This window comes from Pseudomonas sp. M2(2023) (assembly GCF_030263955.1).
Classification (GTDB): Bacteria; Pseudomonadota; Gammaproteobacteria; order Pseudomonadales; family Pseudomonadaceae; genus Aquipseudomonas; species Aquipseudomonas asiatica.
This window is the reverse complement of sequence record NZ_CP127114.1, coordinates 842,776-868,588: the sequence shown is the minus strand read 5'-3', so window position 1 is coordinate 868,588 and position 25,813 is coordinate 842,776. Positions and strand designations below refer to the sequence as shown.

Sequence of the window (25,813 nt, the reverse complement as noted above, 5' to 3'; positions counted from 1 at the left end):
AGCATGCTGTGTCTGGGCTGTACCGGCCCTATCGCCGGCAAGCCAGCGCCCACAGGTACCGCGCTATCCATGTGGGAGCTGGCTTGCCGGCGATGGGGCCGGTGCAAGCAACATCAATCGAACTGCGCGCGCATCCAGGCCTGGTACTCGTCCACGCCCTCTTCTCCTTCGCGCGGCGCCCAGTGCGCATGTTCGCCTTCACCCACCGGCCGATACGGTCCGGCCTTGCACTCGAACAGGATGCTGTCCGGCTTCAGCACCACAAGCCCATGGTAAATACCAGGCGCCAGGTCCACACCCAGGCAATCCCCGCCCGCCTGCAGCACTCGCTTGTCGGTCACCGCCCCCTGCTCGTTGAAGAGCAGCAGGCCCAGGCAACCCTTGAGCACGACCAGCGTTTCGGCTTTGTCATCGCTCAGGTGCCGATGCGGCGGGATATAGGTGCTCGGTTGCAGCCCGACTGCCATGCGGTGGCAAGGCTCTTCCATCTCATGGAAATTGTGATGTTGCCGCCCGCGCGGGTTGGCTGCAGCCTTTGCGGCCAGCCCGGCGAACAGCGATTGGTCGATGAACGCAGGCTGGCGCATGATCACAGCCCCTTTACGGCGAAGATGCCGTTGGCGTTGCGCCAGTAGCCTTTGTAGTCCATGCCGTAACCGAAGATATAGCGGTCGACGCAGGGCAAGCCCACGTAGTTGGCCTTGAGTTCCGGGCTGGCCTTGCGGTCATGTTCCTTGTCGATCAGTACCGCGGTGTGCACCGAGCGCGCACCAGCATGCTTGCAGAACTCGATGATGGCGCTGAGGGTGTGGCCTTCGTCGAGGATGTCATCGACGATCAGTACGTCACGGTCGATGAACGACACTTCGGGCTTGGCCTTCCAGAACAGCTCGCCGCCGCTGGTCTGGTTGCGGTAGCGGGTAGCGTGCAGGTAGCTGGCTTCCAGTGGGAACTGCAGGTGGGTCAGCAGTTTGCCCGAGAAGATCAGGCCGCCGTTCATCACGCAGAAAACCACCGGGTTCTTGTCGTGCAGGTCCTTGCAGATCTGCTCGCCGACTTTGGCGATGGCCGCTTCGACTTCGGCTTCGGTGTACAGGCAGTCAGCTTCACGCATGACTTGACGGATATGCTCGAGATCGGCGGACATGGCGCTCTCCGGGGGTGCATTTTGGAAAAGCGGGCAAAGGTACGCATCCGCTCGTCACAGATCAAGCATTTATGGACTAACGTCCAGAATGACCAGACGACAGCACAGGCTGAATAGATTAATCTAGCGCGGTTTTTTTGCCCGCCTTTCGGAGCCCCCCTATGCCCACTCGTGAGATCCGCCATCCGCTGATCCGCCACAAGCTCGGCCTGATGCGCCGTGCCGATATCAGCACCAAGAATTTTCGCGAACTTGCCCAGGAAGTCGGCGCGCTCCTGACCTACGAAGCCACCCAGGACCTGCCGCTCGAAACCTACGAGATCGACGGCTGGTGCGGCAAGGTGCAAGTTGAAAAAATCGCCGGCAAGAAGATTACCGTGGTACCGATCCTGCGAGCCGGCATCGGCATGCTCGACGGCGTGCTCAGCCTGATCCCGGGCGCCAAGGTCAGCGCCGTCGGCGTTGCCCGCAACGAGGAAACCCTCGAAGCCCACACCTACCTGGAAAAGCTCGCGCCGGACATCAACCAGCGCCTGGCCCTGATCATCGACCCGATGCTGGCCACCGGCGGTTCGATGGTCGCCACCATCGACCTGCTGAAAAAGGCCGGCTGCAAAGAGATCCGCGCCATGGTTTTGGTCGCTGCGCCAGAAGGCATCGAAGTGGTGGAAAAAGCCCACCCGGACGTGCAGATCTACACCGCCTCGATCGACCAGCGCCTGAACGAACACGGCTACATCGTGCCGGGCCTGGGCGATGCCGGTGACAAGATCTTCGGCACCAAGCAAAAGGACGCCTGACCATGCAGGACGGCTTCAACGACCCGCTCTGGCGCCAGGTCGTTTCGGGCGCGCAGATGCTCTTCGTGGCATTTGGCGCGCTGGTGCTGATGCCACTGATCACCGGCCTCGATCCGAACGTAGCGCTGTTCACTGCCGGCATCGGCACCCTGCTGTTCCAGCTGGTCACCGGCCGCCAGGTACCCGTGTTCCTGGCCTCGAGCTTTGCTTTCATCACCCCGATCATCCTCGCCAAGGGCCAGTTCGGCCTGGCCGAGACCATGGGCGGCGTGATGGCCGCAGGTTTCGTGTACACCTTCATGGGCCTGATGGTAAAAATCAAAGGCACTGGCTTCATCGACCGCATGCTGCCGCCGGTGGTGATCGGCCCGGTGATCATCTCCATCGGCCTGGCCATGGCGCCGATCGCCGCCAACATGGCGATGGGCAAGGCCGGTGACGGCAGCGTGCTGCTGCCGTACAAGACCGCCATGATGATCTCGATGCCGGCCCTGCTGACAACGCTGATCGTTGCCGTGTTCGGCAAGGGCATCTTCCGTCTGGTGCCGATCATTGCCGGCGTGTTCGTAGGCTTTGCCCTGTCGTTCGCCTTTGGCGTGGTCGACACTGCCAAGATCGCCGCCGCGCCGTGGCTGGAGCTGCCCAACTTCACCGCGCCAGCATTCAACTGGCAGGCCATCCTGTTCATCGTCCCGGTTGCCCTGGCACCGGCGATCGAGCACATCGGCGGGGTGATCGCGGTCGGCAGCGTGACCGGCCGCGACTACCTGAAGAAGCCCGGCCTGCACCGCACCCTGCTGGGCGACGGCCTGGCCACCACCGCAGCCGGCCTGTTCGGCGGCCCGCCCAACACCACCTATGCCGAAGTCACCGGCGCGGTGATGCTGACCAAGAACTACAACCCGAAGATCATGACCTGGGCGGCGATTTTCGCTATCACCCTCGCCTTCATCGGCAAGTTCGGCGCATTGCTGCAAAGCATCCCGGTACCGGTGATGGGTGGCATCCTGTGCCTGCTGTTCGGCTCGATCGCGGCGGTGGGCATGAACACCATGATCCGCCACAAGATCGACCTGGCTGAAGCGCGCAACCTGGTGATCGTGTCGGTGACACTGGTGTTCGGTATCGGCGGCGTACTGATCGGCAGTGGTGATGGCCCGGATGACTGGGGCCTGAAGGGCATCGCCCTGTGCGCCATCGTGGCTATCGCCCTGAACCTGATCTTGCCGGGCAATGATGGCTGGAAGCACAAGAAGCTGGATGATCAGTTGCCTTGATTCGGCTTTAGCCTGACCCGGCCACTTCGCGGGTAAACCCGCTCCCACAGGTACCCCGCTGCCCTCAGGCCTTGTGCAAAACCTGTGGGAGCGGGTTTACCCGCGAAGAGGGCAACCTTGGACTCAGGTTTTTTCGCACATCCCCGCCAGCGCCTTCACCCACTCCGGGTGATCATTCAGGCAAGGCACCAGCACCAGCTCCTGCCCGCCGGCCTCGACAAACTGCTCGCTCCCGCGCATGCCGATCTCTTCCAGGGTCTCGATGCAATCGGCCACGAACGCCGGGCACATTACCAGCAGCTTCTTCACCCCAGCCTTGGCCAGCTCGTCCAGCCGCGCCTCGGTATAGGGTTCGATCCACTTGGCCCGCCCCAGTCGTGACTGGAACGACACCGACCATTTGCCATCGGGTATGCCCATCTTCTGCGCAAAGGCCCTGGCCGTTGCCAAGCACTGCCCGCGGTAGCACACCGCGCGCATGTCGGCACTGGCATCCTTGCAGCAATCGGCCGCCTGGAAGTCATGCTTGCCGGTAGGGTCCAGCTTCTTCAAGTGGCGCTCCGGCAAACCATGGAAGCTCAGCAACAGGTGATCGTAATCCTGCTCCAGGTAAGGCCGGGCGCTGGCGACCAATGCCTCGATGTAGTCCGGGTGCTCGTAGAATGGCTGCAGCACGCGAAGTTGCAACGGCAACTGGCGTTCACTGACCGTCTGCCTGGCCAGTTCCACCACAGTGGTCACCGTGCTGTCAGCGAACTGTGGATACAGCGGCGCCAGGGTCACCTTGCGCACACCCTGGGCCACCAGGCGCTCCAGCACCTCGGGCAAGGCCGGCTGGCCATAGCGCATGGCAATCTCCACCGGGCCATGGGGCCAGTGCTCGACCATTGCCGCCTGCAGGCGACGGGTCAGCACTACCAGCGGCGAGCCCTCTTCCCACCAGATCGAGCCATAGGCGTGCGCCGACTGCTCCGGGCGCTTGATCAGGATCAGCGACACCAGCAGGCGCCGTACCGGCCAGGGCAGGTCGATCACATACGGGTCCATGAGGAACTGGTTGAGGTAGCGGCGCACATCGGCCACCGAGGTGGAGGCCGGGGAACCCAGGTTGACCAGCAGCAGGGCGTGATCGGTCATGCAGCGTCCTATGTCAGAGGCAGCTGGACAGGTTGTCCAGAGCCGATTGCAGATCGTTGAAGCGGAAGGTGAAGCCTGCCGCCAGCAAGCGTGCCGGGCGGGCGCGCTGGCCGCCGAGTAGCAGGGTCGACAGCTCACCCAGCCCCGCCTTGAGCAGCAGTGCCGGCACTGGCAGCAGCGCCGGCCGGTGCAAGGCGCGGCCCAGGCGCCTGGCGAACTCGCGGTTGCGCACCGGCTCCGGGGCGCAGGCATTATAAGGACCGCTGGCATCCTTGTGCTGCAAGAGAAAATCAATCAGGGCGACCTGGTCGTCTATATGGACCCAAGGCATCCACTGCCGCCCGTCACCCAAAGGCCCGCCCAGCCCCAGTTTGAAGGGCAGGCGCAGGCGCGACAAAAAGCCGCCGTCACTGGCCAGCACCAACCCGGTACGCACCAGCACCACGCGAATGCCCTGAGCCTGCGAACGCATCGCTGTCTCTTCCCAGGCAATGCACAGTTGGCTGGCGAAATCTTCGCGCACCGGCGGTGAAGCCTCGGTCAGCTCGCGTTCGCCACCGTCTCCATACCAGCCCACCGCAGAGCCGGAAATCAACACTTCCGGGCGCTGTTCGCGGCTGCCCAACCAGGCCAGTAACTGCTCGGTGAGGGTGACGCGGCTGGCCCACAGCAGGTTGCGCCGGGCCGCCGTCCAGGGCCGATCGGCAATCGGCGCGCCGGCCAGGTTGATCACTGCGTCCAGCTGAACATCCGCCTCCAGTTGTTCCAGGCGGGCGATGCCACGCACGCCGGTCCCACAAATTTTCGGCACCTGTTCAGGCCGCCGACTCCACACCGTCAGGCGATGACCCTGGCCGAGCCAGTACTGGCACAGGTGCTTGCCAATCAACCCGGTGCCGCCTGTCAGCAATATATGCATGGCTGTGTCCTCGCAGAATGCGGCGGTGGTCTATTTTTAACATCAAGGCACTTTTTTGACCCGACGCTCTCGGATAAACATAGGCCAACCTGCCTGCCAACACGGAATAACCTTATACAACATTTGAGCATTGTACAGGTTTGCCTGACAGCGTAGTCTGCTTACAGCAAGGTTTGAAGAGGCCATCATGACAGTACCTATCGCCATCATCGGGGCCGGTATCGCCGGCCTGTCAGCCGCCCAGGCCCTGCAGAAGGCCGGGCAATCCGTGCATTTGTTCGACAAGGGCCACGGCAGTGGCGGGCGCATGGCCAGCAAGCGCAGCGAAGCTGGCGCGCTGGACCTCGGCGCCCAATACTTCACGGCCCGTGACCGCCGCTTCGTCGAGCAGGTACAGCAATGGGTTGCCGCCGGTTGGGCCGCGCAATGGAAGCCACAGCTGTACAACTACCGCGATGGTGAACTCAGCCCCTCCCCCGACGAGCAGACGCGCTGGGTGGGCGTGCCGCGCATGAGTGCAATCACCCGCGGCCTGCTCAAGGACGTGACGGTCAACTTCGGCTGCCGCATCGCCGAAGTGTTCCGCGGCAAGCAGTACTGGCACCTGCAGGACACCGAAGGCTGCAGCCACGGCCCCTACAGCCGCGTGGTGATCGCCGTGCCGGCGCCACAGGCCACGCCGCTGCTGGCCGCTACCCCGAAGCTCGCTGCCGTGGCCGCCGGTGTGCAGATGGAGCCCACCTGGGCCGTCGCCCTGGCCTTCCAGACACCGCTGGATACCCCGATGCAAGGCTGCTTCGTGCAGGACAACCCGCTCGACTGGCTGGCGCGCAACCGCAGCAAGCCCGGGCGTGACGAGCAACTCGACACCTGGGTACTGCACGCCACATCGGACTGGAGCCGACAACACATCGACCTGCCCAAGGAGGAAGTGATCGAACAGCTGTGGGGCGAATTCGCCGAACTGGTCGGCTGCGTGGTGCCAGCACCTACTTTTGCCTTGGCCCACCGCTGGCTTTATGCCCGTCCGAGCAGCAACCATGAATGGGGCGCACTGGCCGATGCTGACCAGGGCCTATACGCCTGCGGCGACTGGTGCCTGTCCGGCCGTGTCGAGGGCGCCTGGCTCAGTGGCCAGGAAGCGGCGCGTCGACTGCTCGAACATCTCGAGTGATGTAGGGTTATACAAAAAAAACTGTTTGCATAACTTCCGGGCTGTGCTGGAATGAACCTGTACAACTATTTTGTCTCGTACAGGTTTTTGGAGGCAGCCCATGCACGACTCATCCGCCCACAGCAAGCCGCGTATCGCCATCAGCGCCTGCCTGACCGGGCACAGCGTGCGCTATAACGGCGGCCACAAGGCCTCCGACCTGTGCCGTATGCAACTCGAGGAACATTTCGACTGGTTGCCGGTGTGCCCGGAGGTGGCCATCGGCCTGGGCGTGCCGCGCGACCCGATCCGCCTGGTCGGCGACCCCGAGCAGCCGGAAGTGGTAGGCACCCGCAACCCCGGCATGGACCTGACCGGACCGCTGCGCAGCTATGGCGAGCAAATGGCGGCGGAACTCGATGATATCTGCGGCTACATCTTCATGCAGAAATCGCCTTCCTGTGGCCTGGAGCGGGTCAAGGTATACCAAGACAATGGCCACCCTGCCTTCCACGGTGGGCGGGGAGTGTATGCGCAGGCGTTCTGCGCACGGCGGCCGGACCTACCGGTGGAAGAAGAAGGCCGCCTGCACGACCCCATACTGCGCGAGAACTTCATCAGCCGCGTGTACGCGTACGCCGACTGGCAACGCCTGCTGGCCGAAGGCCTGAGCCGTGGCGCTCTGGTGCGATTCCACTCACGCTACAAGTACCTGTTGATGGCCAACAACCCGCAGGCCTACCGCAGCCTCGGGCGCCTGCTCGGCAGCATGAGCAAGGACGATGACCCGCAAAGCATCGGCCCGCGCTACTTCAGCCAGCTGATGCAGGCTCTGCGCCGCTGTGCCAGCCGCGGCACTCATTGCAACGTGCTGCAGCATCTGAGCGGCTACTTCAAGGACATCCTCACACGGCAGGACAAAGCCGAGCTGCAGGCCATCATCGGCCAATACCAGCAAGGCGTGGTGCCGCTGGTAGTGCCGCTGACCCTGCTCAAGCACCATTTGCGCAAGCATCCCGATCCGTATCTGCAGCAGCAGGCCTACCTTCAGCCGCACCCCGAGAGCCTGGGCCTGCGCAATGCCGTCTGAGATCCTGTTGCCCATCGGCGAACTGGCTCGCCGCACGGGCGTCAATCCCGTCACCCTGCGAGCCTGGGAGCGCCGCTACGGCCTTCTCAAGCCCCAGCGTACCGCCAAGGGCCATCGCCTGTATCCGCTGGAGCAGGTCGAACGAGTAGAAGCGATCCTTGCCTGGCTGCAGCGCGGCGCCTCCGTCGGCCAGGTACGCGAGCTGCTCGACAAACCGGCCAGCACGCCGCCGAAAGGCGACTGGCAAGCCCGGCAGTTCCAACTGATCGAGGCCATCGCCACGCTGTCGCAGCGCGCCCTCGACCAGCAGCTCAACCAGGCGATGGCCCTGTACCCGGCCGTCACCCTGTGCGAGCAATTGCTGTTGCCGCTGCTCGACCTCCTCGACCTGCGCTGGCGCAATTACTTCAACGCACGGCTGGAACAGGTGTTTTTCCACAGCTGGTTGCGCAGCAAGCTGGGCGCCAGGGTCTACCACGACAACCAGTTGCTGCAAGGGCCTGCCATCTTGCTGGCCGAAGACAGCGAACAAACTTTCAGCCCCGGTTTGTGGTTGTGCGCCTGGCTGTTCACCAGCAACGGCCTGCCGGTCGAAGTGCTGGAGCACACCATTGCTGGCGCGCACCTGCAACGCGCAGCCACCATGCTCAAGCCACGCGCCGTGCTCCTGCACCTGGGGCCACGCATCGATGACAAGGCGTTGCACCGTACCCTGTCCAACCTGCCCGTGCCGACCCTGGCTGGCGGGCCGACGCTGGCGCTGCATGAAACCCGGCTGCGCGCCCTGGGGCTGCCCAATCTTGCCCTGTTCGATACCCCGCAGGCGGCATTGCGTTTGCTGCAAGCCCATGACCGCCAGCCTGGAGAGATGACCGCACCATGCACCTGACCTGGCTGCGCAGCGACCTGCGCATCGATGACAACACCGCGCTAGCCGCCGCCAGCGAACGCGGCCCGACCCTCGCACTGTGGCTGGTCAGCCCCGGGCAATGGCTGGCCCACGACGACGCCGCCTGCAAGGTCGACTTCTGGCTGCGCAGCCTGCGCGACCTGCGCCAGTCGCTGGAGCGCTTGAACATCCCCCTGCTGATCCGCAGGATCGACACTTGGGACCAGGCGCCACAGGCCGTACTCGACGTCTGCCGCCAACATCAGGTGCAAAGCGTGCACTGGAACGAGGAGTACGGCATCAACGAGCAACGTCGCGACGACGCCACCCGCGCGCTGCTGGAAAAGTCGTCCATCCAGGCCCACAGCCACCTCGACCAGCTGTTGTTCCGCCCTGGCACCATCCTTACCCGCAGCGGCGACTACTTCCAGGTGTTCAGCCAGTTCAAGAAGAGCTGCCTGGAGCACCTGCACCGCAGCCTCCCTGCCCTGGCCCGCCAGATAAAACGCCAGGCACCGCTGCATGTCAGCAGCGACCCGATCCCACAGCACGTGGACGGCTTCGAAAAACCCGCGCAGGCACTGCGCGACCACTGGCCGGCCGGCGAAGCCGAAGCGAAGGCGCGGCTGACCCGTTTTCTCGATGAAACCATCGACGATTACCAACAGCTGCGTGACTTGCCTGCCAAGCCCGGTACCAGCCAGCTCTCCGCCTATCTGGCCGCCGGCATGATCTCGCCACGCCAGTGCCTGCACGGTGCCCTGGCCAGCAACCGCGGCGAGTTCGACAGCGGCAGCAGCGGCGTGCAAACCTGGATCAACGAGCTGCTCTGGCGCGAATTCTACAAACACATCCTGACCGGTTATCCACAGGTCTCGCGTCACCGAGCCTTCCGCGCCCAGACCGAAGCCCTGCCCTGGCGCGATGCACCGGCCGACCTCGAAGCATGGGAACAGGGCCGAACCGGCTTCCCGATCATCGACGCCGCCATGCGCCAACTGTTGCACACCGGGTGGATGCACAACCGCCTGCGCATGATCGTGGCCATGTTCCTCAGCAAGAACCTGCTGATCGACTGGCGCAAGGGCGAGCGGCATTTCATGCGCCACTTGATAGACGGCGACCTGGCCGCCAACAACGGCGGTTGGCAGTGGAGCGCGTCCACTGGCACCGACGCAGTGCCCTATTTCCGCATCTTCAACCCGGTTTCACAGTCGCAGCGATTCGACCCGCAAGGGCGTTTCATTCGGCACTGGCTGCCGGAATTGCAGGGGGTAGATGAAAAAGCCATTCATTTCCCCGTGAAGTCGGCCGATCTTTTTGCTAGATATTCCTACCACAGTCCAATTGTCGATCTCGACAGCAGTCGTCAGCGCGCACTGGAGGCATTCAAGAACCTCCCGCGCCGGCAGGATCAGAGGGCAGCATCTTGAACAACGCACGCAGTATCTGGGTGACGGGAGCAGGCAATGGACTTGGCCTGGCTTTAGTGGAGGGGCTGCTCGGGCAAGGACACCGGGTAGCTGCAAGCGCGAAGCATGGCGAGGCACTGGATGCCTTGGGTGCACGCTATGGCAGCCAACTGTTGCGCTTGCCGTGGCAGTTGCACGAAGAACATCAGGCGGCCCAGGCCAGCCAGCAGATCTGCCATGCCTGGTGCGCGCTGGATGGCTTGATCATCAACGCTGGTACCAGCGATTACCTGGCGGACGATGTGGCTGACAGCGAGTTGTTCGAGGCGATCGTCACGGACAACCAGTTGGCCGGCGAGCATTGCCTGGCCAGTGCGCTGCCGTTGTTGGCGAAGGGTGACTCGCCGCAGGTGATGGCGGTGTTCAACCGTTATTCGGCGCTGCAGTTGCATGCACCGACGCGGGTGCCTGCGGGCTGGAACAACACGCCGCAATGGATGCGCGAGCAGCGTCAGGCGTTGAAGGCGCAGGGGGTTGAGCTGACCGTGGTGGGGCCGCAGTCGCTGAAGACACCCGTGACACCGGCGCAGGCGCTACCGGAGGCGTGGACGCCGCAGGATGCGGCAGAAGAACTGCTGCGGCGGTGGCCGCAGAGGGAGCCCGAGCTTGTGCTGGAGGCCTTGGATCTCCATGGCCTGTGGCCGTTGACGCGCTAGAGCCTGGCATCGGCACTGCTTTGTTCGCGGGTAAACCCGCTCCCACAGGTACACCACTGCACTCAAGATACAGGGGGGGCTATGGGAGCGGGTTCACCCGCGAAGAGGCCGGCACAGGAGAACTCAGAGCGCCATGCGGTAATGCAGACTATAGCTCTCCACCCCATCGTTGGGCTGCTTGATGCCCGCGTTGGAATAGTGAATCGCCCGCACGCCAATCTCATGCCCACCGGCAAAGCGCAATCCAAAGCCGATGCGGTCCTCGAACTGGAATGCCGAGCCCAGCTCGTTGTCTTCCAGCTCGGTGCTGGAGAATGCCGCCACGCCAATCCCAGCCTCTATATAAGGCTTCACCGACTCCCCGGCAAACTCGTAGACGAACACCGGCGCGAACGACAGGCTATGGTTGCTCGCGGTCTCGTCACCATCCCAATAGGTGTAGGCCCCATCCCAGTACCCCGTCAGGCGCCCGACGCTGGTCTGCCACCAGCTCGCTTCCCAATTCGATTGCAGCCCCAACCGGTAGACCATGGTCGAGTCACCGGTCTGCCCCACCGAAAACGAAACGTCGGTAGCCTGCGCCGACAGTGAGTGCCCCAGGGTGAAGACGGCAGCCGCCGCCAAGCCGAGCAGCTTCTTCATGAGCAACATCCTTCTTTGCTGTTATTGGTATCCGCCTCATTTCAGGCAAGGCGGTAGAAAACGGCAGCGGTACGATAGTTCAGCTTCTTTTCACGTTTTTTTCACAATGAAAAGCTTTGCACACTGTCCGACTTATGCCACAGCAAAGGCAGGATCTTTCTGAGGTATTGCGGATCGGCACTGGTCCAGAAGCGGGTATCCCTGGCCGGCCCATCGGCCAACAGGTCATCCGCGCCCAGCAGCCGCTGCAGTTGGCGTGCCACTGCAGCACCGGTATCGATGATGGCGACGTCGGCTGGCACCATGCCGGCCAGCAACGGGCGCAGGAAGGGGTAATGGGTGCAACCGAGAATCAACGTGTCACAGCCAGCGGCCAGCAACGGCTGCACATAACCTTGCAGCAACTGGCGCAGCGTCGGGCTGGCCAGGTCACCGGTCTCGATCAGATCGACCAGGCCCGGGCAAGGTTGGGTGATGACCTGTACGTCATTGGCAAAACGATCGAGCAAGGCAGCGAACTTGGCACTCTGCAGGGTACCGGTAGTGGCCAGCACACCGACCACGCCAGAGCGCGTAGCGGCGGCAGCGGGCTTCACCGCCGGCTCCATGCCCACCAGCGGCCAGTTCGGGTACAACTCGCGCAGGTCGGCCACCGCCGCCACCGTGGCGGTATTGCAGGCCAGTACCATGGCCTTGGCGCCCTGTTCATGGAAGAACGCAGCAATGCGCCGGAGACGCTCACGGATATAGTCCGGCGACTTCTCGCCGTAGGGTATGTGGCCGCAATCGCCCACGTACAGTAGCGTCTCGTTGGGCAGCAGGCGCTGGATCTCGGCGAGTACCGACAAGCCGCCAACCCCGGAGTCCATCACGCCGACCGGCGCCGATCGATCAGCCATCGCGCTTACCACAGACCGCACAAGCCGGGTCGCGCTTGACCCGCAATTCGCGGATACGAGTGCCGAGAGCATCGATCAGCAGCAGGCGGCCGACCAGCGGCTCGCCGAACCCGGCCAGCAGCTTCATCGCCTCCAGCGCCTGCAGGCTGCCCACCAGGCCCACCAGCGGGCCGATCACACCGGCCTCGCTGCAGGTCAGTTCGGCTTCGCTGCCATGGCCATACAGGCAGTGGTAGCAAGGGCTGTAGTCACGCCGTGGGTCGAATACCGACAACTGCCCTTCCAGGCGGATCGCCGCACCGCTGACCAGCGGCTTGCCAGCCGCGACGCAGGCAGCGTTGACCGCCTCGCGGGTACCGAAATTGTCAGAGCAGTCCAGCACCAGGTCGACCGCTGCCACAGCGGCCGCCAGCGAGTCCTCGTCCAGAGCCTGGCGATGGGCAACCAGGCTGATTTCCGGGTTGATTGCCTGCAGGCGCTGCAGGGCCGAATCGACCTTGCTCATGCCCACGCTCGCACTGTCGTGGATCACCTGGCGTTGCAGGTTGGTCAGGTCGACGGTGTCAAAGTCCGCCAGGTGCAGCTCACCGACCCCGGCGGCGGCCAGGTACAAGGCGACGGGCGAGCCAAGGCCGCCGAGCCCGACGATCAGCGCCTTGCTCTGCTTGAGCCGCAACTGGCCGTCGATGTCGATCTGGGCCAGCAAAACCTGCCGGCTGTAACGCAGCAGTTCCTGATCACTCAGCATGGCAGGCGCCCCAGGGTAATGCGTTCATGGCCGCCCAGGTCCGTGCGGCTGGCGACCTCGATGAAGCCTTGTTCAGCCAGCAAGGCGCGCACCGCCGCTGCCTGATCGTAGCCGTGTTCCAGCAGTAACCAGCCACCCGGTACCAGGTGCGCGGGCGCCTGGGCAGCTATCACGCGCAGGTCGTCCAGGCCATCGGCACCGGCCACCAGCGCACTGCTGGGCTCGAAGCGTACATCACCGGCGACCAAATGCGGGTCTGCGGCAGCGATGTAGGGCGGGTTGCTGACAATCAGGTCGAAACGCTCGCCGGCCAGACTGTCGAACCAGTGGCTGAGCCGTACCTGGGCGTTTGCCAGGCCCAGCCGCTGGCGGTTGCGCTCAGCCAGGGCTGCAGCCTCCTCCACGCGGTCCACTGCGGTCACCTGCCAGGCCGGGCGATCGCTGGCCAGGGCCAAGGCAATCGCGCCGGTGCCGGTGCCCAGGTCAAGGACCTTGGCCGGCGTGGCGGGTTGCAGTTCAAGGGCAGCTTCGACCAGCAGCTCGGTATCCGGCCGCGGGATCAGGGTATGCGGTGCCACTTCCAGATCGATCTTCCAGAAGCCTTGCAGCCCGAGAATGTAGGCGACCGGTTCGCCGCCACGGCGGCGCTGCAGGTAGCCAGCATAGGTCTCGGCATCTTCGCTGCTGACGATTCGCTCGGGCCAGGTGTGCAGGTAGCTGCGCGATTTGCCGATGGCCGCGGCCAACAGCAGCTCGGCATCCAGCCGCTCGGTAGGCGACTCTGGCAACTGCGCGTTGCGCAGCAGGCTGGCGATGATGGTCATCAGTCCCCCAGAGCGGCCAGTTGATCGGCCTGGTATTCGGCCAGCAGCGGTTCGATCACCGCCTCCACCCCGCCGGCGAGGATGTCGTCCAGCGAGTACAGGGTCAGGTTGATACGGTGATCGGTCACCCGCCCCTGTGGATAATTGTACGTACGGATGCGCTCGGAACGGTCACCCGAGCCGACCAGCAGCTTGCGCTCGGTGGCGATGGCATTCTGCGCGGCGCTGGTCTGCATGTCGTTGAGCTTGGCCGACAGCCAGGACATGGCACGGGCACGGTTCTTGTGCTGCGAGCGCTCTTCCTGGCACTCGACCACGATACCGGTGGGCAAGTGGGTGATACGGATCGCCGAGTCGGTCTTGTTGACGTGCTGGCCGCCGGCACCGGATGCGCGGTAGGTGTCCACGCGCAGGTCGGCCGGGTTGATCTCGATGGCCGCCTGTTCGTCCGGCTCGGGCAGTACCGCCACGGTACACGCGGAGGTGTGGATACGGCCCTGGGATTCGGTTTCGGGCACGCGCTGTACGCGGTGTGCGCCGGACTCGAACTTGAGCTTGCCGTACACGCTCTCACCCTCGACGCGGGCGATGATTTCCTTGTAGCCGCCGTGCTCGCCTTCGTTCTCCGAGAGGATTTCCAGGCGCCAGCCACGCTTTTCGGCGTAGCGCGAATACATGCGGAACAGGTCGCCGGAGAAGATCGCCGCCTCGTCGCCACCGGTGCCGGCGCGGATTTCGAGGAACACGTTGCGGCCGTCGTTGGGGTCCTTGGGCAACAGCATGCGTTGCAGCTGCGACTCCAGCGTCAGCAGTTGTTCCTTGGCTTCACGCACTTCTTCCACGGCCATTTCGCGCAGGTCCGGGTCACTGTCCTTGAGCAGCGCCTGGGCACCTTCGAGGTCGTCCTGGACTTTGCGCCACTCTTTATAAGCAGCGTAGACCGGCTCGACTTCGGCGTATTCACGGGAATAGGCGCGAAAGCGCGTCTGGTCGGAAATGACCTCGGCATCACCAAGCAGAGCGGTGAGTTCTTCGAAGCGGTCCTGGAGGATTTCCAGTTTGTTCAGCAGCGACGCTTTCATTGCGGGGATTTGTCCGTCGAGCCCTCGTTGAGGGCAAAGAGTTCCTGGGCCATGGCCAGCGCATCGAGGCGGCCCTCGGCCGAGAGCCTTTTCAATTGCACGCTGGGCGCGTGCAGGAGTTTGTTGGTCAGCCCCCGGGCCAGTTGGGCCAGTACGTCTTCGGGGTTGCCGCCGTTGGCCAGCAGCCGCTGGGCCTTTTGCAGTTCTTCGTCGCGCAGGCGCTCGCATTGCTGGCGATAGGCCTTGAGCACATCCACCGCGGCCAGCTCGCGCAGGCGCAGCATGAAGTCCTCTGCCCCCACCGACACCAGCTCTTCGGCGGCCTGGGCCGCGCCCTGGCGACTTTTGAGGTTTTCTGCCACAACGTCGTGCAGGTCATCGACAGTGTACAGGTAGACGTCATCCAGTTCGCCGACTTCGGTTTCGATATCGCGCGGTACGGCAATGTCGACCATGAAAATCGGCTTGTGCCGGCGCTGCTTCAGCGCGCTCTCGACCGCACCCTTGCCAAGGATCGGCAACTGGCTGGCGGTGGAGCTGATGACGATGTCGCTGTTGGCCAGCTCCTGAGGGATGTCGGCCAGCAGAACGGCGTGCGCACCGAACTGTTCGGCCAGGATGCTGGCCCGCTCGAGGGTACGGTTGGCCACGACGATACGGCGCACGCCCTGCTCATGCAGGTGGCGGGCGACCAGGGTGATGGTTTCGCCGGCACCGATCAGCAGGGCCTGGCTGCGGCCCAGGTCGCTGAAGATCTGCTTGGCCAGGCTGACCGCGGCAAACGCCACCGACACCGGGTTTTCACCGATGGCAGTGTCGGTGCGCACCTGCTTGGCGGCACTGAAGGTGGCCTGGAACAGGCGCCCGAGCAGCGGGCCGACGGTGCCGGCCTCACGCGCCACGGCATAGGCGGACTTCATCTGGCCGAGGATCTGCGGTTCGCCGAGCACCAGCGAGTCCAGGCCGGAGGCCACCCGCATCATGTGCTTCACCGCCTCGTGCTCTTCGTGCACGTAGGCGCTGGCGCGCAGCTCGTCCAGGCTGAGGCGGTGGTAGTCGGCGAGCCATTGCAGCACGGCATCGGCGGACAGGTGGTCCTGCTCGATATAGAGCTCGCTACGGTTGCAGGTCGACAGAATCGCCGCTTCGCGGCTGGATGTCAGCCGGCAGAGCTGCTGCAGGGCGTCTACCAGCTGCTCTGGGGTAAACGCCACGCGCTCGCGTACGTCTACCGAGGCAGTCTTATGGTTGATACCAAGTGCAAGAAAGGCCATGCAAGGTCGCTGGTTGTGACGGGAAGCCGATAATTGTCCTCTTTCGCAGGTTTTTGGACAACCACCGTTCGCTATTGCGCGATAGCGCTGCGGCTATCGCCGGCTTCAGGCCAGCATCAGCGGCAACTTCAGCTCACACCCCCGCTTTTGATCTGGCTCTTGATCTGGCTTTTGATCTTGATCTTGATCTTCGCGACTTCAGGAGGCCGAACGCAGGTCTTGCGGAGGGAGGTGACGGGCATGGATGCCCGTCAAGCGCTGAGGCCCCATGGATGGGGCCTGCAGCGCGTACTCCCGGGAGCAAGGCCGGAGTGAGGGAACCCCGGAGCGCAGCGCAGGGGCCGGATGATGGGAGCGCAGCGTTTTTTGGTTACTTTTTGCCGCGTTTGGCAAAAAGTGACTCGCCGTAAGGGCGAAAAGGTGAGTCAGCGTCGCCATCGCAAACGGACTGTTCGCCATATCAAAACCGTCGCTTAAGCTTTTTGGCTTTTTGGATGCGGGCATTCACATCGAGTAGGCATTCATTCGCGATGGTGGCGCAAAGTCACCTTTCCGCCTTTACGGCGGGTCCCTTTTTGTCGTGGCAAAAAGGAACCAAAAACCGTCGGCTCCCATCATCCTGCCCCTGCGCTGCGCTCCGGGGTCCCCTCGCTACGGGCCTGCTCCCGGGAGTACGCGCTGCAGGCCCCATCCATGGGGCCTCAGCGCTTGACGGGCATCCATGCCCGTCACCTCCCTCCGCAGTCCCTTCGCTCGGCCTCCTGAAGTCGCAATCGGCGGCGCCTGAACTATCGCGCGCTTAGAAGCAAGAGCGAGAGCAAGAGCAAGAGCAAGAATTCTGTGTTCTGGGCGCCGTGGCAGGCTCTGCGGCGAACCCCGCGGGCACAGCGCGGTCTGCATAAGCGAAGCGCAGCTTCATACCTTCGCAGGTGGGTTTGCCCCCGCGCTTGTGTCATCATGCTCCGACCGCCGGTGAGTCCTCTTAAAGCCTTCTATGAACAAACCATACGCATTGCTGCTTGCCTTCGCCCTGCTCCAGGGCTGCCAGAGCCTGGCCCCGCAAAAGGCCGAGCCTCCCGTCGCCGAGGCCGGCAAGAGCGAGGCGGAAAAACCCGTGGTGTATGGCTCGTTCAAGCAGGATACGCTCTACAGCCTGCTGGTGGCCGAACTGGCCGGCCAGCGCAACCGCTTCGACATCGCCCTGGCCAACTACACCGACCAGGCCGCGAAAACCCAGGACCCCGGGGTTTCCGAGCGCGCCTACCGCATTGCCGAATACCTCGGCGCCGACGAACCGGCACTGGACAACGCCCTGGTCTGGGCCCGCAACGACCCGCAGAACCTCGACGCCCAGCGCGCCGCAGCCATCCAGCTGGCCCGCGCCGGCCGCTATGACGACTCCATGACTTACATGGAAAAGGTCCTGCAGGGCCAAGGCGACACCCATTTCGATTTCCTCGCTCTGTCCGCCGCCGAAACCGACCAGAGCACCCGCGACGGCTTGCTGCAAAGCTTCGAACGCCTGCTGGCGAAGTACCCGGACAACAGCCAGCTGGTGTTCGGCAAGGCCCTGCTGCTGAACCAGGACGGCAAGGCCGAAGAAGCCTTGGAGTTGCTCGAGTCGCACCCGCCGCAAAACGGCGAAGTCGCCCCGGTCCTGCTGCGCGCGCGCCTGCTGCAAGCCCTGGACCGCGGCCCGGAGGCCCTGCCACTGCTGCGCGGGGCGATTCGCGACAACCCGGACGACAAGCGCCTGCGCCTGACCTACGCGCGCACCCTGGTCGAACAGGACCGCATCGCCGATGCCAAGGGCGAGTTCCTCAGCCTGGTCCAGCAATACCCCGAGGACGACGAGCTGCGCTATTCGCTGGCGCTGGTGTGCCTGGAAAACAAGGACTGGGATGAAGCCGAGGGCTACCTGCAGGAGCTGATCGAACGCGACAGCAACGTCGACGCCGCGCACCTGAACCTGGGCCGCATCCGCGAAGAGCGCCACGACCCTGCAGGCGCCCTGCGTGAATACGCCCTGGTCGGCCCGGGCCCCGACTACCTGCCGGCGCAGCTGCGCCAGGCCGACATCCTGATTGCCAACGGCCGTGGTACCGAAGCCTCGCGCCTGCTCGCCGATGCCCGCGAATCCCAGCCGGACTACGCCATACAGCTGTTCCTGATCGAATCGGAAAGCTACAGCAACAACAACAAGGACGCCCAGGCCAGCCAGGTGCTGCAGCAAGCCATCCAGCGCTACCCGGACGACCTCAACCTGCTGTACACCCGTGCCATGCTGGCGGAAAAGCGTGACGACCTGCCGCAGATGGAAAAAGACCTGCGCGCCATCATCGCCCGCGAGCCGGAAAACGCCATGGCCCTGAACGCCCTCGGCTACACCCTGGCCGACCGCACTACCCGCTACAGCGAAGCCAAGGCGCTGATCGACAAGGCCCATCAGCTGACCCCGGATGACCCGGCGGTGCTCGACAGCCTGGGTTGGGTCAATTACCGCCTGGGCAACCTCGACGAGGCTGAAACCTACCTGCGCAAGGCCTTTGCCAGCTTCCCAGACCACGAAGTGGCCGCCCACCTGGGCGAAGTGCTATGGGCCAACGGCAAGCGCCGCGAAGCCCGCCAGGTCTGGGCCAAGGGCTTCGAAGCCCAGGCCGACAGCCCCATCCTGCGCAAGACCATCCTGCGCCTGACCGGATCCGAGACTCTCTAACGCCATGTTCCTGCGCCATTGCATTACCTTCACCCTGATCGCCCTGCTGGCCGGCTGTGCCGGCTTCGGTAGTCGCGAGGCCCTGCAGGGCCACGGCGACCCGCAGCAGTGGCGCGCCCATAAAGAGCAACTGAGCAGCCTCGATGGCTGGCAGATCAACGGCAAGGTCGGCATCCGTGCCCCGCGCGACTCCGGCAGCGGCACGCTGTTCTGGCTGCAACGCCAGGACTACTACGACATTCGCCTGGCCGGCCCGCTGGGCCGTGGCGCCGCTCGCCTGACCGGCCGCCCCGGCGGCGTGGTACTGGAAGTGGCCAACCAGGGCCGCTACGAGGCCCTCAGCCCCGAAGCCCTGCTGGAAGAACAACTGGGCTGGCAGTTGCCGGTCTCGCACCTGGTCTGGTGGGTCCGCGGCCTGCCGGCCCCCGACAGCAAGAGCAAGCTGACCCTGGACGGCGACAGCCGCCTGGCCAGCCTCGACCAGGACGGCTGGCAGGTGCAATACCTGAGCTACACGGAACAGAACGGCTACTGGCTGCCCGAGCGTATGAAGCTGCACGGCAAGGACCTCGACGTGACACTGGTGGTCAAGGACTGGCAGCCCCGCCAGCTGGGGCACTGATACATGCAGACCCTAACCCTGCCCGCTCCGGCCAAGCTCAACCTGTGGCTGCACATCATCGGCCGCCGTGCGGACGGCTATCACGAGCTGGAAACCGTGTTCCAGTTTCTCGATCACGGCGACGAACTGAGCTTTGCCGTGCGTGACGACGGCGTGATCCGCCTGCACACCGAGATCGAAGCAGTGCCGCATGACAGCAACCTGATCGTGCGTGCTGCGCGCAAGCTGCAGGAACAATCCGGCACGACGTTGGGCGCCGATATCTGGCTGACCAAGGTGCTGCCCATGGGCGGCGGCATCGGCGGTGGCAGCTCGGATGCCGCCACTACCCTGTTGGCCCTCGCCCACCTGTGGCAACTGGACTGGGACGAAGACCGCCTGGCCGCACTAGGCCTGAGCCTGGGCGCCGACGTACCGGTATTCGTGCGCGGCCACGCGGCATTCGCCCAGGGCGTGGGTGAACAATTGACCCCGGTCGACCCGGAAGAGCCGTGGTATGTCGTGCTTGTGCCGCAAGTGTCTGTCAGCACAGTAGAAATTTTTTCACATCCACAGTTGACACGTGATTCGCTCCCCCTTAAGATGCGCCCCGTTCCCGAGGGAAACAGTCGAAATGACTGCCAACCGGTGGTAGAGCAGAGTTACCCGGAAGTTCGCAATGCGTTGAATTCACTGGGTAAATTCACTGAGGCTCGACTGACCGGTACTGGAAGTTGTGTGTTTGGGGCCTTCCCAAGCAAAGCCGAAGCTGATAAAGTTCTGGCCCTTCTTTCAGCGACCCAAACAGGGTTTGTGGCGAAAGGAAGCAACGTTTCGATGTTGCATCGCAAGCTGCAAAGTCTGGTCAAGAAGTCGAGCGCATAAGCGTTCGCAGCAACAGATACAGGGGCGTCGCCAAGCGGTAAGGCAGCAGGTTTTGATCCTGCCATGCGTTGGTTCGAATCCAGCCGCCCCTGCCATTTTCCTTATACTCATCCAGGTTACCCTCAGCCTTCAGGTACTGCGCGTGTCCAAGATGATGGTCTTTACGGGGAACGCCAACCCCGATCTGGCTCGGCGTGTCGTACGTCAGCTGCATATCCCTCTCGGTGACGTTTCTGTCGGTAAGTTCTCCGACGGCGAGATCAGCACTGAGATCAATGAGAATGTCCGCGGTAAAGACGTCTTCATTATTCAGCCGACCTGTGCCCCGACCAACGATAACCTGATGGAACTGGTAGTGATGGCCGACGCCTTCCGCCGCTCCTCAGCATCCCGAATCACCGCCGTGATTCCTTACTTCGGATACGCCCGCCAGGACCGCCGTCCGCGTTCGGCACGTGTAGCCATCAGCGCCAAAGTCGTCGCTGACATGCTCACTGTCGTAGGTATCGACCGTGTACTCACCGTCGACCTGCACGCTGACCAGATCCAGGGTTTCTTCGATATCCCGGTCGACAACATCTACGGCTCGCCCGTACTGGTCGACGATATCGAGGACCAGCGTTTCGAGAACCTGATGATCGTCTCCCCGGACATCGGTGGTGTCGTGCGCGCACGTGCCGTTGCCAAGTCCCTGGGCGTCGACCTGGGTATCATCGACAAACGCCGCGAGAAGGCTAACCACTCCGAGGTCATGCACATCATCGGCGACGTCGAAGGGCGCACCTGCATCCTGGTAGACGACATGGTCGACACCGCCGGCACCCTGTGCCACGCGGCCAAAGCCCTGAAAGAACACGGCGCTGCCAAGGTTTACGCCTACTGCACGCACCCTGTCCTGTCGGGCCGCGCGATCGAGAACATCGAGAAGTCGGTACTGGACGAGCTGGTGGTGACCAACACCGTTCCGCTGTCCGCCGCTGCTCAAGCCTGTGACCGTATCCGCCAGCTGGATATCGCACCGGTTGTCGCTGAAGCGGTCCGCCGCATCAGCAACGAAGAATCGATCAGCGCGATGTTCCGCTAAGCGGAACACACGCTGACGAAAAGCGCCCCGCCCCAACACTGGTTGTTGGGGCGGGGCTTTTTTGCCATCCCCGTTGGCGCTGGTCGCAAACGCCCTCGGGGGGCTACTTTGGAGAAACAAAATGACCGAATTCACTCTGAACGCCCAAGCGCGTACTGACCTGGGGAAAGGTGCGAGCCGCCGCCTGCGTCACTCCGCGAACATCCCAGCCGTTGTCTACGGTGGTAACCAGGACGCTCAGTCCCTGACCATCCTGGCCAAGGAAATCACCAAGCTGTTCGAAAACGAGGCTGCCTTCAGCCACGTTCTGGAACTGAACGTCGACGGCGCCAAGCAAAACGTCGTGGTCAAGGCTCTGCAGCGCCACCCGGCCAAAGGCTTCATCATGCACGCCGACTTCGTTCGCGTCGTTGCTGGCCAGAAACTGACCGCCAAGGTACCGGTTCACTTCATCAATGAAGAAGCCCCGGTCAAGAAAGGCGGCGAGATCTCCCACGTAGAAGCCGAGATCGAAGTTTCCTGCGAAGCCAAAGACCTGCCTGAGTTCATCGAAGTCGACCTGGCCAACGCTGAAATCGGCACCATCATCCACCTGTCGGACCTGAAAGCTCCGAAAGGCGTAGAGTTCGTAGCTCTGGCCCACGGTGATGACAAAGCTGTTGCCAACGTTCACGCTCCACGCGTTGCTCCAGAAGCAGAAGGCGCTGCCGAGTAATCCACTCGCGCGCCGGCGTTGATCGGGTTACAGTGCCGCGCGCCCTGTAACCCACCAACTCCAAGGAAGAGCCCCTGACGTGACCGCCATCCAGTTGATCGTCGGCCTGGGTAACCCCGGCCCCGAATACGAACAGACCCGGCATAACGCAGGGGCTCTTTTCGTTGAACGCATTGCCAGCGCCCAGCGCGTCTCGTTGACCGCTGACCGCAAATATTTCGGCCTGACGGCTAAGTTCAGCCATCAGGGCAACGACGTTCGTCTGCTCATCCCCACCACCTACATGAACCGTAGCGGCCAGTCCGTGGCGGCCTTGGCCAATTTCTTCCGCATCAAGCCGGAAGCGATCCTGGTGGCACATGACGAACTCGACCTGCCCCCGGGCGTCGCCAAGCTCAAGCGCGGCGGTGGCCATGGTGGGCACAACGGCCTGCGCGACATCATCGCGCAGCTCGGCAACCAGAACGACTTCCACCGCCTGCGGCTTGGCATCGGCCACCCGGGTGACGCCAAACTGGTCTCCAACTTCGTCCTGGGCCGCGCGCCGCGCGCCGAGCAGGAGAAGCTCGACGCCAGCATCGATTTTGCCCTCGGCGTGCTGCCGGACGTGCTTGCCGGCGACTTCGCCAAGGCGATGCGCGAGCTGCACAGCCAGAAGGCCTGATTTCCTTAGAGAGGGGAATACCCATGGGTTTCAATTGCGGCATCGTCGGCCTGCCCAACGTCGGCAAGTCCACCCTGTTCAACGCCCTGACCAAGTCTGGCATCGCGGCGGAGAACTTCCCCTTCTGCACCATCGAGCCTAACAGCGGCATCGTGCCGATGCCCGATGCGCGCTTGAATGCACTGGCTGAAATCGTCAAGCCAAACCGCATCCTGCCGACCACCATGGAGTTCGTCGACATCGCCGGCCTGGTGGCTGGTGCCTCGAAAGGCGAAGGCCTGGGCAACAAGTTCCTCGCCAACATCCGCGAGACCGACGCCATTGCCCACGTGGTGCGCTGCTTCGAAGACGAGAACGTGATCCACGTTTCCAACAGCGTCGACCCCAAGCGTGACATCGAGATCATCGACCTCGAGCTGATCTTCGCCGACCTCGACAGCTGCGAGAAGCAACTGCAGAAGGTTGCCCGCAACGCCAAGGGCGGCGACAAGGAAGCCCTGGCGCAGAAGGCCATCCTCGAACAGTTGATCCCGCACTTCACCGAAGGCAAGCCAGCGCGCAGCCTGATGAAGAACATGAGCGCCGAAGACAAGGCGGTCATCCGCGGCTTCCACCTGCTGACCAGCAAGCCGGTCATGTACATCGCCAACGTGGCCGAAGACGGCTTCGACAACAACCCGCACCTGGACGTGGTCAAGGCCATCGCCGAGGAAGAAGGCGCGGTAGTGGTGCCGGTGTGCAACAAGATCGAAGCGGAAATCGCCGAACTGGAAGACGGTGAAGAGAAGGATATGTTCCTTGAGGCCCTGGGCCTGGAAGAGCCTGGCCTGAACCGCGTTATCCGCGCCGGTTACGAGCTGCTGAACCTGCAGACCTACTTCACTGCCGGCGTGCAGGAAGTACGCGCCTGGACCGTACGCGTCGGTGCCACCGCACCACAGGCCGCTGGCGTGATCCACACCGACTTCGAAAAAGGTTTCATCCGCGCTGAAGTGGTGGCCTATGACGACTTCATCCAGTTCAAGGGCGAGAGCGGTGCCAAGGAAGCCGGTAAATGGCGTTTGGAAGGCAAGGACTACATCGTCAAGGACGGTGACGTGATGCACTTCCGCTTCAACGTCTAAGCGCCAGACTGCAGTACCCACGAACCCCTTGAGGCCAACGCCTCAAGGGGTTTTGTTTTTTCTGGCATTTGGCAAGCGGCACGCTCCCCCTGTGGGCTTTAGCCGCGAAGAATCCAACGCGGTGCCTGGCACCGGCTGCGCCGGTGTTCGCGGGCATGCCCGCTCCCACAGCTACCACGCATTTTCTGGACATTGCATCAAAGGCCTTGTGTCGCGAAAGGGCCGCAGAGCGGCCCCGGAATTCAGCATCTAAGCTGTGATTCAGCACCCTCCCCTGGACGCACGCCCCATGCCCGAAAAAACCCGCCTCGACTGGCAACGCTGGTTACCCGGCCTGGTCACCCTGCTCCACTACCAACCCGCCTGGCTACCCAGGGACATCGCCGCCGGCCTGGTGCTCACCACCATGCTGGTGCCGGTGGGTATCGCTTATGCCGAAGCTTCCGGCGTACCTGGCATCTACGGCCTGTACGCCACCATCATCCCGCTGCTGGCCTACGCCCTTTTCGGCCCCAGCCGCATCCTGGTGCTGGGCCCGGACTCGGCGCTGGCCGCGCCGATCCTGGCAGTGGTGGTGCAGTACGCCGCCAGCGACCCGCAACGGGCAATCGCCATCGCCAGCATGATGGCCCTGGTCGCCGGGGCGTTCTGTGTGATCGCCGGTTTGCTGCGCCTGGGCTTCATCACCGAACTGCTGTCCAAGCCGATCCGCTATGGCTACATGAACGGCATCGCCCTCACGGTGCTGATCAGCCAGTTGCCCAAACTGTTCGGCCTGTCGGTCGACAGCCAGGGCCCACTGCGGGATACCTGGAACCTGATCCAGGCATTGCTCGCCGGCCAGGGCCATTGGCCAAGCTTCGTGGTCGGTGGCGGTAGCCTGGCGCTGATCCTGCTGCTCAAGCCGTTCAAGCGTTTGCCGGGCATTCTCATTGCTGTGGTGCTGGCCACGCTGGCGGTGAGCCTGCTGGGGCTCGACCAGCAACGCGTGAAAGTGCTCGGCGAACTGCCCCAGGGGCTACCCAGCTTCGTGTTCCCCTGGGTCAGCGATATCGACCTGGTGGAGGTGCTGCTCGGTGGCATCGCAGTAGCGCTGGTGTCGTTCGCCGATACCAGTGTGCTGTCACGTTCATACGCCGCGCGCATGAAGGCCCCGGTCAACCCCAACCAGGAAATGTTCGGCCTGGGTGTGGCCAACCTGGCCTCGGGGCTGTTCCAGGGCATCCCCATCAGCAGCAGCTCATCGCGCACCCCCGTGGCCGAAGCGGCCGGCTCGCAGACTCAGCTCACCGGTATTATCGGCGCGCTGGCGGTGACCCTGTTGCTGCTGGTGGCGCCCAACCTGATGCAACACCTGCCCAACAGCGCCCTGGCGGCAGTGGTGATTGCCGCAGCATTGGGCCTGTTCGAGTTCGCCGACCTCAAGCGCATCTTCCGCATGCAGCAATGGGAATTCTGGCTGTCGTTCACTTGCTTCGTCGGCGTAGCGGTATTCGGGGCCATTCCCGGTATCTGCATTGCCGTGGCTATATCGGTGATCGAATTCCTGTGGGACGGCTGGCGGCCGCATCATGCGGTGCTGGGACGGGTGGATGGCACCCGCGGTTACCATGATGTGCAGCGTTATCCACAGGCCCGACGCATTCCGGGGCTGGTGCTGCTGCGTTGGGATGCCCCGCTGTTCTTTGCCAATGCCGAACAGTTCCAGAGCACGGTGATGGCGGCGGTGGATGCATCGCCTACCCCGGTACAACGGCTGGTGATCGCGGCAGAGCCGGTGACCAGCATCGATATCACCTCGGCGGACATGCTGGCCGAGCTGGACCGGGCGCTGGAGGCGCGGGGGGTGGAGTTGCAGTTTGCCGAGATGAAGGACCCGGTAAAGGACAAGATGCGGCAGTTCGAGTTGTTCGAGCATATGGGGGAGTCGGCATTTCATCCCACTGTTGGGGCAGCGGTGGATGCCTACCTGGAAGAGAGTGGGGTTGACTGGAAGCCCTAGGTTTTCCTGGGCT

The 25,813-nt window shown here is 63.4% G+C and carries 25 protein-coding genes and 1 tRNA gene; 16 read left to right on the top strand and 10 right to left on the bottom strand.

Going from position 1 to position 25,813, the window contains the following annotated elements; all coding sequences use genetic code 11:
* Positions 1-113 precede the first annotated feature (113 nt).
* Both QN085_RS04005 and QN085_RS04000 read right to left on the bottom strand, forming a co-directional pair.
* On the bottom strand, positions 114-587 hold the full coding sequence (locus tag QN085_RS04005) for a WbuC family cupin fold metalloprotein (RefSeq protein WP_024086265.1): 474 nt from the start codon (positions 585-587) through the stop codon (positions 114-116).
* 2 nt (positions 588-589) lie between these two features.
* Positions 590-1,147 (bottom strand): hypoxanthine-guanine phosphoribosyltransferase, encoded by a 558-nt coding sequence (locus QN085_RS04000; protein ID WP_013970923.1) that lies wholly within the window; start codon positions 1,145-1,147, stop codon positions 590-592.
* Positions 1,148-1,308: 161 nt separating this feature from the next.
* On the opposite strand from QN085_RS04000, the gene upp reads away from it, so the two are divergent.
* Together upp and QN085_RS03990 are read left to right on the top strand one after the other, a co-directional pair.
* The gene (gene upp / locus QN085_RS03995) at positions 1,309-1,947 is read left to right on the top strand and encodes a uracil phosphoribosyltransferase (protein ID WP_011532223.1); all 639 of its coding nucleotides are present in this window, start codon (positions 1,309-1,311) and stop codon (positions 1,945-1,947) included.
* A 2-nt stretch (positions 1,948-1,949) separates the two neighbouring features.
* Positions 1,950-3,224: a uracil-xanthine permease family protein gene (locus QN085_RS03990; RefSeq protein ID WP_013970921.1), complete on the top strand. Its 1,275-nt coding sequence runs from the start codon at positions 1,950-1,952 to the stop codon at positions 3,222-3,224.
* A 123-nt stretch (positions 3,225-3,347) separates the two neighbouring features.
* Here QN085_RS03990 and hemH read toward each other — a convergent pair whose 3' ends face one another.
* Together hemH and QN085_RS03980 are read right to left on the bottom strand one after the other, a co-directional pair.
* Positions 3,348-4,361 carry a ferrochelatase gene (hemH, locus tag QN085_RS03985; RefSeq protein ID WP_013970920.1) on the bottom strand — a complete coding sequence of 338 codons (1,014 nt, stop codon included), beginning with the start codon at positions 4,359-4,361 and terminating at the stop codon, positions 3,348-3,350.
* 13 nt (positions 4,362-4,374) lie between these two features.
* Positions 4,375-5,280 carry a TIGR01777 family oxidoreductase gene (locus QN085_RS03980; RefSeq protein WP_013970919.1) on the bottom strand — a complete coding sequence of 302 codons (906 nt, stop codon included), beginning with the start codon at positions 5,278-5,280 and terminating at the stop codon, positions 4,375-4,377.
* Between the two features lie 187 nt (positions 5,281-5,467).
* On the opposite strand from QN085_RS03980, the gene QN085_RS03975 reads away from it, so the two are divergent.
* The 5 genes from QN085_RS03975 (at position 5,468) to QN085_RS03955 (ending at position 10,540) form a co-directional block, all read left to right on the top strand.
* On the top strand, positions 5,468-6,454 hold the full coding sequence (locus QN085_RS03975; RefSeq protein WP_013970918.1) for an NAD(P)/FAD-dependent oxidoreductase: 987 nt from the start codon (positions 5,468-5,470) through the stop codon (positions 6,452-6,454).
* A gap of 100 nt (positions 6,455-6,554) precedes the next feature.
* Positions 6,555-7,523 (top strand): YbgA family protein, encoded by a 969-nt coding sequence (locus tag QN085_RS03970; protein ID WP_013970917.1) that lies wholly within the window; start codon positions 6,555-6,557, stop codon positions 7,521-7,523.
* Positions 7,513-8,412, top strand: coding sequence for a MerR family transcriptional regulator (locus QN085_RS03965; protein ID WP_013970916.1), 900 nt, complete (start codon positions 7,513-7,515; stop codon positions 8,410-8,412). Before QN085_RS03970 ends, QN085_RS03965 begins: the two co-directional genes overlap by 11 nt.
* Positions 8,403-9,845: a deoxyribodipyrimidine photo-lyase gene (phrB, locus tag QN085_RS03960; RefSeq protein ID WP_013970915.1), complete on the top strand. Its 1,443-nt coding sequence runs from the start codon at positions 8,403-8,405 to the stop codon at positions 9,843-9,845. The genes QN085_RS03965 and phrB overlap by 10 nt, the downstream gene beginning before the upstream one ends.
* Complete coding sequence (locus QN085_RS03955) at positions 9,842-10,540, top strand: SDR family NAD(P)-dependent oxidoreductase (RefSeq protein WP_024086264.1); 699 nt, start codon at positions 9,842-9,844, stop codon at positions 10,538-10,540. Before phrB ends, QN085_RS03955 begins: the two co-directional genes overlap by 4 nt.
* A gap of 123 nt (positions 10,541-10,663) precedes the next feature.
* Here QN085_RS03955 and QN085_RS03950 read toward each other — a convergent pair whose 3' ends face one another.
* The 6 genes from QN085_RS03950 to hemA all read right to left on the bottom strand — a co-directional run bounded on the left by QN085_RS03950 (position 10,664) and on the right by hemA (position 16,009).
* The gene (locus tag QN085_RS03950; RefSeq protein ID WP_024086263.1) at positions 10,664-11,182 is read right to left on the bottom strand and encodes an acyloxyacyl hydrolase; all 519 of its coding nucleotides are present in this window, start codon (positions 11,180-11,182) and stop codon (positions 10,664-10,666) included.
* 101 nt (positions 11,183-11,283) lie between these two features.
* Positions 11,284-12,081, bottom strand: a complete 798-nt coding sequence (gene murI, locus QN085_RS03945) for a glutamate racemase (protein ID WP_023661839.1) — start codon at positions 12,079-12,081, stop codon at positions 11,284-11,286.
* Complete coding sequence (locus QN085_RS03940) at positions 12,074-12,829, bottom strand: molybdopterin-synthase adenylyltransferase MoeB (protein WP_013970911.1); 756 nt, start codon at positions 12,827-12,829, stop codon at positions 12,074-12,076. Before QN085_RS03940 ends, murI begins: the two co-directional genes overlap by 8 nt.
* Positions 12,823-13,653, bottom strand: a complete 831-nt coding sequence (prmC, locus tag QN085_RS03935) for a peptide chain release factor N(5)-glutamine methyltransferase (protein WP_013970910.1) — start codon at positions 13,651-13,653, stop codon at positions 12,823-12,825. The genes QN085_RS03940 and prmC overlap by 7 nt, the downstream gene beginning before the upstream one ends.
* Positions 13,653-14,735: a peptide chain release factor 1 gene (gene prfA / locus QN085_RS03930; protein WP_013970909.1), complete on the bottom strand. Its 1,083-nt coding sequence runs from the start codon at positions 14,733-14,735 to the stop codon at positions 13,653-13,655. The genes prmC and prfA overlap by 1 nt, the downstream gene beginning before the upstream one ends.
* On the bottom strand, positions 14,732-16,009 hold the full coding sequence (hemA, locus tag QN085_RS03925; protein ID WP_013970908.1) for a glutamyl-tRNA reductase: 1,278 nt from the start codon (positions 16,007-16,009) through the stop codon (positions 14,732-14,734). Before hemA ends, prfA begins: the two co-directional genes overlap by 4 nt.
* Positions 16,010-17,003: 994 nt before the next feature.
* Between hemA and QN085_RS03920 the strand changes: the two genes are divergently transcribed.
* From QN085_RS03920 to QN085_RS03880, 9 genes are all read left to right on the top strand, one after another.
* Positions 17,004-18,725, top strand: a complete 1,722-nt coding sequence (locus QN085_RS03920) for a tetratricopeptide repeat protein (RefSeq protein WP_013970899.1) — start codon at positions 17,004-17,006, stop codon at positions 18,723-18,725.
* Positions 18,726-18,729: 4 nt separating this feature from the next.
* The gene (lolB, locus tag QN085_RS03915; RefSeq protein ID WP_013970898.1) at positions 18,730-19,347 is read left to right on the top strand and encodes a lipoprotein insertase outer membrane protein LolB; all 618 of its coding nucleotides are present in this window, start codon (positions 18,730-18,732) and stop codon (positions 19,345-19,347) included.
* 3 nt (positions 19,348-19,350) lie between these two features.
* Positions 19,351-20,211 (top strand): 4-(cytidine 5'-diphospho)-2-C-methyl-D-erythritol kinase, encoded by an 861-nt coding sequence (ispE, locus tag QN085_RS03910; protein ID WP_013970897.1) that lies wholly within the window; start codon positions 19,351-19,353, stop codon positions 20,209-20,211.
* A gap of 20 nt (positions 20,212-20,231) precedes the next feature.
* Positions 20,232-20,306: transfer RNA gene (locus QN085_RS03905), tRNA-Gln, on the top strand.
* Positions 20,307-20,353: 47 nt separating this feature from the next.
* Positions 20,354-21,295 (top strand): ribose-phosphate pyrophosphokinase, encoded by a 942-nt coding sequence (locus tag QN085_RS03900; protein WP_003247410.1) that lies wholly within the window; start codon positions 20,354-20,356, stop codon positions 21,293-21,295.
* Positions 21,296-21,416: 121 nt separating this feature from the next.
* Positions 21,417-22,010 (top strand): 50S ribosomal protein L25/general stress protein Ctc, encoded by a 594-nt coding sequence (locus QN085_RS03895; RefSeq protein ID WP_013970896.1) that lies wholly within the window; start codon positions 21,417-21,419, stop codon positions 22,008-22,010.
* Between the two features lie 79 nt (positions 22,011-22,089).
* On the top strand, positions 22,090-22,674 hold the full coding sequence (gene pth / locus QN085_RS03890; protein ID WP_008099045.1) for an aminoacyl-tRNA hydrolase: 585 nt from the start codon (positions 22,090-22,092) through the stop codon (positions 22,672-22,674).
* Positions 22,675-22,697: 23 nt separating this feature from the next.
* Positions 22,698-23,798, top strand: coding sequence for a redox-regulated ATPase YchF (ychF, locus tag QN085_RS03885; RefSeq protein ID WP_013970895.1), 1,101 nt, complete (start codon positions 22,698-22,700; stop codon positions 23,796-23,798).
* Positions 23,799-24,087: 289 nt separating this feature from the next.
* Entirely contained in the window at positions 24,088-25,800 is a 1,713-nt protein-coding gene (locus tag QN085_RS03880) for a SulP family inorganic anion transporter (RefSeq protein WP_041506266.1), read from the top strand.
* Positions 25,801-25,813 lie beyond the last annotated feature (13 nt).